Here is a 10,004-nt window from a genome sequence, read left to right as displayed (position 1 = left end):
GGCCCCGAAGGGACCCGACACCGGCGGTTCAGAGCCGGCCGGCCGCCTTCAGTGCCAGATAGGCGTCCGCCAGAGCGGGAGCCAGATCCTCCGGCGTCTCGTCCACGACCGTCACACCATGCCGGCGCAACTGTTCGGCGGTGCGCTGCCGTTCGGTCTGCGCCTGCGCCCCGGCGGCGGCCTCGTACACGGCCTCCGGGTTCCCTCGGGCCCGCGCCATCCGCGCGATGTGAGGATCGGCGACGGAGGCCACCAGAACCGTGTGACGTCGGGTGAGCCGGGGCAGCACGGGCAGCAGACCCTGCTCCACCGGGGCGGCGTCGAGGGTCGTGAGCAGCACGATCAGGGAGCGACGCGGGGCCGTGCGCAGAGCGGTCGCCGTCAGACCGCGCGCGTCCGTCTCCACGAGCTCCGGTTCCAGCGTGGCCAAGGCGTTCACCAGGGACGGCAGGACGTCCCCGGCCGCGCGGCCCTGGACCCGGGCGCGCACCCGGCGGTCGTAGGCCAGCAGCTCGACCCGGTCGCCGGCCCGGGAGGCGAGGGCCGCCAGGAGCAGCGCCGCGTCCATCGCGGCGTCCAGCCGCGGGGCATCACCCACACGGCCGGCCGACGTACGGCCGGTGTCGAGGACCAGGAGGATGTGACGGTCCCGCTCGGGTCGCCAGGTACGCACCGCGACCGTGGACTGCCGGGCGGTGGCACGCCAGTCGATGGAGCGGGTGTCGTCACCGGGGACGTACTCGCGCAGGCTGTCGAACTCGGTTCCCTCGCCCCGCGTCAGCACGCTCGTGCGGCCGTCGAGCTCGCGCAGCCGGGCGAGTTTGGACGGGAGGTGCTTGCGGCTGGTGAACGGAGGCAGCACGCGCACCGTCCAGGGAACCGCGTGCGTGCCCTGACGGGCGAACAGGCCGAGGGGGCCGTAGGACCGGATCGTGACGCGGTCGGCCTGTCGGTCACCGCGTCGGGTGGGACGCAACCGGGTCGTCAGGCGCCGGCGTTCGCCGGCCGGGACGATGACGCGATGCCGCGAGGCCGCCACCTCCGTGCCGGGCCGCCAACTGCTGGGCGGCCACGCGTCCCGCAGGTGGGCGCGCAGCGGGCGGCCGGTCGGGTTGGTGACGGTGAGCGTCACGTCGGCCGTCTCACCGAGACGCGCGGAGGTGTCGCCGGAGCGGGACAGGCCGAGCCGTCGTACGGGAGCCGCGAGGGCGAAGTCGCAGGCACAGGCCAGGGCGACGGAGCCGTTGACGGCGAGGATGCCCGTCCAGCCCGGCTCCAGGACGCCGACGGGGATCGAGCCGAGGGCCGCCAGCAGGGCGGCACGTCCGGTGATCGCCATCAGCGGGGGACCGGGACGTGAGCGAGGATGGCGTTGATGACGGAATCGGTGGTCACGCCCTCCATCTCGGCCTCGGGCCGGAGCTGGATCCGGTGGCGCAGGGTGGGCAGGGCGAGCGCCTTGACGTCGTCGGGGATGACGTAGTCACGGCCGGTCAGCCATGCCCAGGCCCGTGAGGTGGCCAGCAGAGCGGTCGCGCCGCGCGGAGAGACCCCGAGGGTGAGGGACGGCGACTCACGGGTGGCGCGGCAGATGTCCACCACGTAGGCGGTGATCTCGGAGGAGATGCTCGTCCTGGCGACCGCCGCGCGCGCCGCCTCCAGATCGGCCCGGCCCGCGACCGGGCGCACGCCTGCGGCTCGCAGGTCACGGGGGTTGAAGCCGGACGCGTGGCGGGTCAGGACGTCGATCTCGTCCTGACGGGAGGGCAGCGGGACGGTCAGCTTGAGGAGGAAGCGGTCGAGCTGGGCCTCGGGGAGGGGGTAGGTGCCTTCGTACTCCACCGGGTTCTGGGTCGCGGCCACGAGGAACGGGTCGGGGAGCGCGCGTGGTGTGCCGTCGACCGTCACCTGGCGCTCCTCCATGGCCTCCAGCAGGGAGGACTGGGTCTTGGGCGGGGTGCGGTTGATCTCGTCCGCGAGCAGCAGGTTCGTGAAGACCGGGCCGGGCTGGAAGGAGAACTCGGCGGTCCGGGTGTCGTAGACGAGGGAGCCGGTGACGTCGCTGGGCATCAGGTCGGGGGTGAACTGCACACGTTTCGTGTCGAGTTCGAGCGCCGACGCGAGCGCACGGACGAGCAGCGTCTTGGCGACTCCCGGGACGCCTTCCAGCAGTACGTGTCCGCGGCAGAGAAGGGCGACGACCAGGCCGGTCACGGCGGGGTCCTGGCCGACCACGGCTTTGGCGATCTCGGCGCGCAGCGCTTCCAGGGAGGCTCGGGCCGCGTCCGGGTCCCCGGTGGTCCCGGCGTTGTCAGTGGTCGGGTCCATCATGGACGGCGAACCTGCCTTTCGAGGGCGTCGAGTCGGTCGGTGAGTGCGATGAGGGCCGCGTCGTCGCCGGGCGGCGGTCCGAAGAGGAGCGGGTGCAGGTTCTGTCCGTCGCCGTGCAGATGGGCGGACAGGGCGGGGAGCAGGGCTTCGGGTGCGTGCGCCTGTGCGGCGGGGACGCCGACGAGCGGGGCGAGACGCGTGCGGGCGGTGGAACGAAGGGCCGCGGCCGCACGGTCGCGGGCGTCGGCCTTGCGGTAGAGGCGGGCGCGGCCTTCGGCGGTCTCGGAGGCGCGGATCGCGACAGGGAGTGCCTCGGGCACGAGTCGGCCGAACCGGCGTCCCCTCCAGAAGGCGGCGAGCACGGCGGCGATGAAGAGCTGCAGGGTGCCCCACAGCCAGCCGGACGGCAGCAGGTCGAAAAAGGACTTCCGGTCGCCGGGGTCGGCGGTCGAGCCGTCGGAGAGCGAGGGGAGGTACCAGACCAGATGCGGACGGGAGCCGAGGAGCTGGAGGGCGAGCGAGGCGTTGCCCTGCTCGTCGAGGCGCTTGTTGAAGAGGATGTCGGGCGCGCCGAGCACGACGGTGTCGCCGCCGCCGGAGGACGCGGGGACGCGCAGCAGGGTGGCGAGGCGTTCGCTGGAGTAGCAGGAGTCGGCGTCGAGACGGGTGGTGGTGTAGCGGATGCCGCCGGTGTCGGCGCTGCCCGCACGCCGGGCCGCGGCGAGGTCGCAGCCGGGGGCGAGCGTCGAGTCCGTGCTCCTGGCGGGGTCCGCGGTCACCCCGGGCGCGAGGCGTTCCACGGACCAGCCTCCGGCCGCGACGAGGACGGTGCGGCCACCGGAGTGCGCGGTGGCGGAGTGGAGCCGGGTCTGCTGCCGGTGGGTCATCAGGTCGGGTACGGCGACCAGGAGCGTGGTGTCCGGCCCGGCCGCGGCCCGTGCCGCACCGAGGGTGGTGACGACGCGGGTGGACACCCCCCGGTCGGCGAGGAGTTCGGCGACGGCCCGGCTGCCGTAGGGGTCGGCCGAGCGCGGGTCGAGTGCGCCGTGCCGGGCCTGGGAGCGGACGGCGGCGATCGCCACGGCGGCGACCAGGAGCAGCACCACGGCGAGTGCGATGCCGCGCGAGCGGACCCAGAGCCGGCGGGCGGTGGGCGAGGTGGAGGTGGTCGGCAGGGCGTCCCCGGTGCTCACTCGGCGGCTCCCCGGCTGGTGCCGCGGGCCGTACCGGCGGTGTTGCCCGCCAGGTCGGGCCGGCTGCGTTCGAGGTCACCGTCGAGAGCGGCGATGCGCTGGTACGCCTGCTCGTCGGACCGGCGCCCGCCGTACGTGACGTCGTCGAACTCCCGGGCGGCAGAGCGCAGCCGGTCCGTGTGCGCGGGAAGGGTGCGTCCGGCCTCGGCGGCCGCCTCGTCGGCGGTGCGGCCGGGGCGGACGTCGAGCAGGGCCCGTTCCTCCAGGGAGCGGACGATGGCCCGCATGCGTTCCTGGACGGCCTGGTTCCAGTGCCCCTGAGCGGCGTGGGCCTCGCTCGCCGCGCGGTGTTCGGCGGCGCTGCGGGGGCGGTCGTCGAACAGGGCGGCGGCGGAGACGGATGTGCGGCGGGGCGTGCCCAGACGCCACCACAGGGCGGCCAGGACCGCCACGACGGCCAGGACGACGACGAGCAGGCCGAGCGCGCCGCCCGGCGTCGCGGACGCCGCGGTGTCCAGCAGCCGGCCGACCCAGTCCCAGAAGGCGTTCAGGGCCCGCTGGATCAGGCCGGGGTCGTTCTCGTGGTACATCCGCTTCGACAGCTCCCGGCGCGCGGCCTCCCGCGCCGGGTCGCGCGAGATGGTGACCGGCGGCTCGTCGCCCGAGCCGCCGGCCGCCAGGACGCCGGTGCGGGCGGTGGCGCCCAGCAGGCCGCGTACGGCCGATCCGGCGGCGCCCGGCAGGGCCGCCACCGTGAGAACTCCCCCCGTCAGGCCCACCCCATCAGCTCCCCGGTACGGGGCCGTGGGCGGGAGCGCCGGGGCCGCTCTCCGGGACTCCTGCGGCGCGGGCCAGTTCGAGGTCGAGGGCCTCGCGGCGGATGCGCTGGTCGATGTACAGCAGCACGGTGACGCCCGCGGTGATCGGCAGCGTGATCATGGCGCCGAGCACCGAGCCGATGCCGCTGATGATCAGGAAGGTCCAGCCGGTGCCCTGGCTGCCGGCGGTGATGAAGGTCGCCATCCCGTCGCCGCCGGCGGCGGCACCGGCGATGAGGGCGAAGGGGATCACCACGAGCGACGAGACGACGTTGGCGATGAGCCCGGCGAGCATCTGGATGCCCAGGACGCGCCACCAGGAGCCGCGGACCAGCTTCGCGGAGCGGATCATCGACTTCACGATGCCCTGCCGCTCCAGCATCAGCGCGGGCGAGGCGAGGGAGAAGCGGACGGTCAGCCAGATCGCGACGACGACGGCGGCCAGCATGCCGAGGACGAGCAGGGCGATACCGGCTCCCTCGTTCCCGCCGAGGGCGAGGACGAGGATGCCGGGCAGCGCGCCGCCGAACACCACGCCCGCCGAGATGAGGCCGAGCAGCAGGAGCAGGCCGAACAGCCTCGGCACCTGCGGTCGGGCGTCGCGCCAGGCCTCGCCGGTACTGACCGGCCTGCCGAGGACAGCACGGCTGGTGACCGTCGTCAGCAGGGCGGTCGCGACGATGCTTCCGACGACGGAGATCACGCCCACGACGGAGACGCCGGCCATGAGCGTGCCGAGGGCCCGGAGTATCTCGCTCCCGGAGGCGTTCTGGTCGTTGAGGGCGTCCGTGGTCGCGTTGTCGTTCAGCAGGAAGCCCTGCAGCAGGATCACGCCGAGCTGGGTGACCACCGCGACCGTCAGCGAGATGCCGAGGACCGTGCGCCAGTGGGTGCGCATGGTGGAGACGGCGCCGTCGAGGATCTCACCGACGCCGAGCGGGCGCAGCGGGATCACGCCGGGTTTGGCGGCGGGCGGGGGTCCGCCCCAACCGCCGCCCCACGCCCCGCCGGGGGCGCCGTAGCCGCCGTAACCGCCGGGCGGTCCGCCGTGGGCGCCCCCTGCGGGGCCGCCGCCCCAGCCCGGGCCGGGCTGCGGCGGGGGCGGCGGGGCCTGGCCCGGGCCGGGTGCGCCCGTGGGCGCGGACCACTGGCCGGGCGGTGGCTGCTCCTCGGACCACTTCGCGCCTGGTGCCTGCGTGTCCGGGCCGGGCTGTGCGGCGGGCTCGGCGGGGCCAGGGCGGTCGGCGGGCTCGGCGGGGCCGGAAGCGCCGGGTTCCCGCCCGTCGGACGACGGGGCGGATCCGGGCGAGGCCCAGCCCGGAGTGTCAGTCATCGAAGCTCCTTCACGGTGCCCGTCCGCGGGGACGCGGCGGCAGGTTGGCAGACATCGTGCCATGGGGTGGTCGGGTGGCGACCGGCCGCGGTGGGCGTTGGACTCCTTCAATTGTCCGCCGGTTCCGGGGCAGACTGACCGCATGGCTGATCAGTACGCGCAATCCGGCGAGGACAAGCGGCCGGCCGAGATACCCGTGATCCGATGGGAGGAACCACCCGAAGGCCCCGTGGTGGTCCTTCTCGACCAGACGAGGCTGCCGGCCGAGGAGGTCGAGCTGGTGTGCACGGACGCGCCGGCGCTGGTGGAGGCGATCCGCTCGCTCGCCGTACGCGGGGCCCCGCTGCTGGGGATCGCCGGGGCCTACGGCGTCGCCCTCGCCGCCGCGCGGGGGTTCGACGTCGACGAGGCCGCGGCGGCGCTCGAGAACGCCCGGCCCACCGCCGTGAACCTCTCCCTCGGCGTGCACAGAGCGGCGTCCGCCCATCGCACCGTGCTCGCCGGCACCGGTGACCCGACGGCGGCGGCGACGGCGGCGCTGGCCGCTGCGCGAACCGTGCACCAGGAGGACGCGGAGGCCAGCGGGCGGATGGCGGTCCACGGGCTGGCGCTGCTGGACGAACTGCTGCCGGGCGGCGGACACCGCGTCCTGACCCACTGCAACACCGGGACACTGGTCTCGGGCGGGGAGGGCACGGCGTTCGCGGTGGCTCTCGCCGCGCACCGGGCGGGGCGGCTGCGCAGGCTGTGGGTGGACGAGACGCGTCCGCTGCTGCAGGGCGCTCGTCTCACGGCGTACGAGGCGGCGCGGCGCGGTATGGCGTACACCCTGCTCACGGACAACGCGGCCGGGTCGCTGTTCGCGGCCGGCGAGGTGGACGCGGTGCTCGTCGGCGCGGACCGGATCGCGGCCGACGGTTCGGTGGCGAACAAGGTGGGGAGCTATCCGCTCGCGGTGCTCGCCCGCTACCACCACGTGCCCTTCATCGTGGTGGCGCCGGTGACGACGGTTGACCTCAGCACTGCGGACGGGGCGTCCATCGAGGTCGAGCAGCGTCCCGGGTACGAGGTGACCGACGTCCTGGCCCCCCAGATGCCGGTGACGGGCGCCGGTGGCGGCGTCGCGGTGGCGCCCCTGGGGACCCAGGCGTACAACCCGGCGTTCGACGTGACGCCGCCCGAGCTGGTGACGGCGATCGTCACCGAGGAGGGGACGGTCTCACCCGTGACGGCCGAGGCGCTCGCGGAGATGTGCGCCGGGTCGTCCCAGGTGACGCCGGGCTGAGGCACGAGGCGACCGGCGGCGGCTCCTCCGTTCCGCGGCGAGGAGCGGGACGCAGGAGCCGCGGCGGGGGCGAGGCCGGAGCGGCCCGGCCGCGCGCCCGCCGACCGCCCGGGCCCGGCGGTCCACGCCGTCGCGCGGCGTGATCGGGGGGCCCGGCGGGGCCGGGGGCAGACAGTGACGGCTCGGTACGACTATCGTCACAGGTCAGTGAGCCTGCTCACCTGCGCCTCTGTCGTCGTTACGAGAATGGGATGATGTCGTTTATGAAGGGACGAGTCCTTGTCGTCGACGACGACACCGCACTGGCCGAGATGCTCGGGATCGTGCTGCGTGGTGAAGGTTTTGAGCCGTCTTTCGTAGCCGACGGCGACAAGGCGCTGGCCGCTTTCCGGGAGTCCAAGCCCGACCTGGTACTGCTCGACCTGATGCTGCCCGGCCGGGACGGCATCGAGGTGTGCAGGCTGATCCGGGCCGAGTCCGGGGTACCGATCGTGATGCTCACGGCCAAGAGCGACACCGTGGACGTCGTCGTGGGCCTGGAGTCGGGCGCCGACGACTACATCGTGAAGCCGTTCAAGCCGAAGGAACTGGTGGCCCGCATCCGGGCGCGGCTGCGCAGGTCGGAGGAGCCGGCGCCGGAGCAGCTCACCATCGGTGACCTGGTGATCGACGTGGCCGGGCACTCGGTGAAGCGGGACGGGCAGTCGATCGCGCTCACCCCGCTCGAGTTCGATCTGCTGGTCGCGCTCGCCCGCAAGCCGTGGCAGGTGTTCACCCGCGAGGTGCTGCTCGAGCAGGTGTGGGGCTACCGGCACGCCGCCGACACGCGGCTCGTCAACGTGCACGTCCAGCGGCTGCGCTCCAAGGTCGAGAAGGACCCGGAGCGGCCGGAGATCGTGGTGACCGTCCGTGGTGTCGGCTACAAGGCCGGACCGAGCTGACATGTCCGGGGACAGCGCCGCTACGGCCCCCGGCCGGTCCGGGGCCCGTCCGCAGCGGCCTGTCGGCCGCGCGGCGGGTTCGCGCTGGGGACGCCTCTTCGAGGGCGGTCTGCTGCAGGGCGGGGTCCAGGGCAGCCCGGTCCTCCGCCTGGTCATGCGCTGGGTGCGGCGTCCGCTGCTGCCGGTCATGCGGCTGTGGCGGCGCAACATCCAGCTCCGGGTCGTCGCCACGACCCTGCTGATGTCGCTGGGCGTCGTCCTGCTGCTGGGCTTCGTCGTCATCGGCCAGGTGCGCAACGGTCTGCTGGACGCGAAGGTCAACGCGTCGCAGAGCCAGGCCACCGGAGGCTTCGCCGTGGCCAGGCAGAAGGCCGACGAGGCCGCCGGCGGCACCGGCACGGCCCCGGTGAGCGGCGACGACACCGAAACCACCGACGGGCGGCAGTCGCAGAACGTCATCCAGTGGATGAGCGACCTCGTCGAGTCGTTGTCCAGTGGCGGCGCCGGCGCGTTCGACGTCGTGACGCTGCCCGTGGGCGACGACAGCGGGGGCGGCCGCAGCCCGCGCGGTTCCGGGAACGTCAACCCCTCCTCCAGCGTGCCCGCCGACCTGCGCGACCGCGTCAACAGCAGCACGACGGCCGCGCAGAGCTACACCCGGATCGTCTACTCCAACGCCAAGGAGTCCCAGCCGGGGCTGGTCATCGGCAAGCAGGTCAACGATCCCAACGGCCACCCCTACGAGCTGTACTACCTCTTCCCGCTCACGCAGGAGGAGAAGTCCCTGAGCCTGGTCAAGGGCACGCTCGCGACCGCGGGACTCTTCGTCGTCGTCCTGCTCGGGGCGATCGCCTGGCTGGTGGTGCGGCAGGTGGTCACGCCGGTGCGGATGGCGGCCGGTGTCGCGGAGCGGCTGTCCGCCGGGCGGCTGCAGGAGCGGATGAAGGTCACCGGCGAGGACGACATCGCCCGCCTGGGCGAGGCCTTCAACAAGATGGCGCAGAACCTGCAGGTGAAGATCCAGCAGATGGAGGACCTGTCGCGCATGCAGCGGCGGTTCGTCTCCGACGTCTCCCACGAGCTGCGCACACCGCTGACGACCGTGCGGATGGCCGCCGACGTCATCCACGAGGCCCGCGAGGACTTCGACCCGGTGACCTCCCGGTCGGCCGAGCTGCTCGCCGACCAGCTCGACCGGTTCGAGTCGCTGCTCGCGGACCTGCTGGAGATCAGCCGCTTCGACGCGGGCGCCGCGGCGCTGGAGGCCGAGCCGATCGACCTGCGGGAGGTGGTGCGCCGGGTGGTCGGCGGCGCCGAGCCGCTCGCCGAGCGCAAGGGCACCCGTATCCGTGTGACCGGCGACCAGCAGCCCGTCGTCGCCGAGGCCGACGCCCGGCGCGTGGAGCGCGTCCTGCGCAACCTCGTCGTCAACGCCGTCGAGCACGGCGAGGGCAGGGACGTCGTCGTCCGGCTCGCCGCCGCGGGCGGCGCGGTCGCCGTGGCGGTGCGCGACTACGGTGTGGGCCTCAAGCCCGGTGAGGCGACCCGCGTCTTCAGCCGCTTCTGGCGGGCCGACCCGGCACGCGCGCGCACCACCGGCGGTACCGGCCTCGGCCTGTCGATCGCCCTGGAGGACGCCCGTCTGCACGGCGGCTGGCTGCAGGCCTGGGGCGAGCCCGGCGGCGGCTCCCAGTTCCGGCTGACGCTGCCGCGCACCGCGGACGAACCACTGCGGGGCTCGCCGATACCGCTGGAGCCGAAGGACTCGCGGCGCAACCGCGGACTCGACGACGCGGGCCTGGCCCGCGGGAGCCAGGAGAAGCGGGCGACCGTCCCGGTGCAGCCGGGCGGCGGCCAGGTGCCGCCGCTGCCCGCGCGCGCCTCGGGTCTTGCCGCGGCGACACCCGCCGTCGACCCGAGCGCGCTGCCCGGCAACGGCAACGGCGCGCGCGTGGTGCCGCGGCCCGCCGCAGGCGCCCGGCGCCCCGGGGACCGAAGCGGCCCGCCGCAGGCGGCCGACACAGACACGGGCCGCCCGGATCGGGCCGGATCCGAGGACGCGACCGAGCCAGGGGAGGCATTTCGTGGGCGATGACCGCGGGA

Annotated in this window: 8 protein-coding genes; 3 read left to right on the top strand and 5 right to left on the bottom strand. The window is 74.2% G+C overall.

Translation table 11 applies throughout. The features are described 5' to 3' along the window. Positions 1-28: 28 nt before the first annotated feature. The 5 genes from MXD57_RS20605 to MXD57_RS20585 are packed head-to-tail and all read right to left on the bottom strand — an operon-like array spanning position 29 to position 5,675. A complete protein-coding gene (locus MXD57_RS20605; protein WP_250403113.1) occupies positions 29-1,339 on the bottom strand; it encodes a DUF58 domain-containing protein in 1,311 nt (436 codons plus the stop codon). Then, positions 1,339-2,328 (bottom strand): AAA family ATPase, encoded by a 990-nt coding sequence (locus MXD57_RS20600; protein WP_250403117.1) that lies wholly within the window; start codon positions 2,326-2,328, stop codon positions 1,339-1,341. The genes MXD57_RS20605 and MXD57_RS20600 overlap by 1 nt, the downstream gene beginning before the upstream one ends. Then, positions 2,328-3,524 carry a DUF4350 domain-containing protein gene (locus MXD57_RS20595; RefSeq protein WP_250403112.1) on the bottom strand — a complete coding sequence of 399 codons (1,197 nt, stop codon included), beginning with the start codon at positions 3,522-3,524 and terminating at the stop codon, positions 2,328-2,330. Before MXD57_RS20595 ends, MXD57_RS20600 begins: the two co-directional genes overlap by 1 nt. Next, entirely contained in the window at positions 3,521-4,303 is a 783-nt protein-coding gene (locus MXD57_RS20590; protein ID WP_250403110.1) for a DUF4129 domain-containing protein, read from the bottom strand. Before MXD57_RS20590 ends, MXD57_RS20595 begins: the two co-directional genes overlap by 4 nt. Positions 4,304-4,307: 4 nt before the next feature. After that, the gene (locus MXD57_RS20585) at positions 4,308-5,675 is read right to left on the bottom strand and encodes a DUF7544 domain-containing protein (protein ID WP_250403108.1); all 1,368 of its coding nucleotides are present in this window, start codon (positions 5,673-5,675) and stop codon (positions 4,308-4,310) included. 142 nt (positions 5,676-5,817) lie between these two features. On the opposite strand from MXD57_RS20585, the gene mtnA reads away from it, so the two are divergent. The 3 genes from mtnA (at position 5,818) to mtrB (ending at position 9,996) form a co-directional block, all read left to right on the top strand. Then, a complete protein-coding gene (gene mtnA / locus MXD57_RS20580) occupies positions 5,818-6,960 on the top strand; it encodes an S-methyl-5-thioribose-1-phosphate isomerase (protein ID WP_250403106.1) in 1,143 nt (380 codons plus the stop codon). A gap of 251 nt (positions 6,961-7,211) precedes the next feature. Next, positions 7,212-7,901, top strand: a complete 690-nt coding sequence (gene mtrA / locus MXD57_RS20575; RefSeq protein WP_187279108.1) for a two-component system response regulator MtrA — start codon at positions 7,212-7,214, stop codon at positions 7,899-7,901. Position 7,902: 1 nt separating this feature from the next. Next, complete coding sequence (gene mtrB, locus MXD57_RS20570; protein WP_250403104.1) at positions 7,903-9,996, top strand: MtrAB system histidine kinase MtrB; 2,094 nt, start codon at positions 7,903-7,905, stop codon at positions 9,994-9,996. Positions 9,997-10,004 lie beyond the last annotated feature (8 nt).

Origin of the sequence: Streptomyces cellostaticus (genome assembly GCF_023630175.1) — a bacterium.
In the GTDB taxonomy this organism is placed as follows: Bacteria; Actinomycetota; Actinomycetes; order Streptomycetales; family Streptomycetaceae; genus Streptomyces; species Streptomyces cellostaticus_A.
The sequence above is the reverse complement of the archived record's forward strand: the minus strand, read 5'-3'. Positions and strand labels throughout refer to the sequence as shown.

Coding starts and splice junctions, on each gene's coding strand:
- mtnA (WP_250403106.1), top strand. CDS start 5,818: ATGGCTGATCAGTACGCGCAATCCGGCGAGGACAAGCGGCCGGCCGAG.
- MXD57_RS20585 (WP_250403108.1), bottom strand. CDS start 5,675: ATGACTGACACTCCGGGCTGGGCCTCGCCCGGATCCGCCCCGTCGTCC.
- mtrB (WP_250403104.1), top strand. CDS start 7,903: ATGTCCGGGGACAGCGCCGCTACGGCCCCCGGCCGGTCCGGGGCCCGT.
- mtrA (WP_187279108.1), top strand. CDS start 7,212: ATGATGTCGTTTATGAAGGGACGAGTCCTTGTCGTCGACGACGACACC.
- MXD57_RS20600 (WP_250403117.1), bottom strand. CDS start 2,328: ATGGACCCGACCACTGACAACGCCGGGACCACCGGGGACCCGGACGCG.
- MXD57_RS20605 (WP_250403113.1), bottom strand. CDS start 1,339: ATGGCGATCACCGGACGTGCCGCCCTGCTGGCGGCCCTCGGCTCGATC.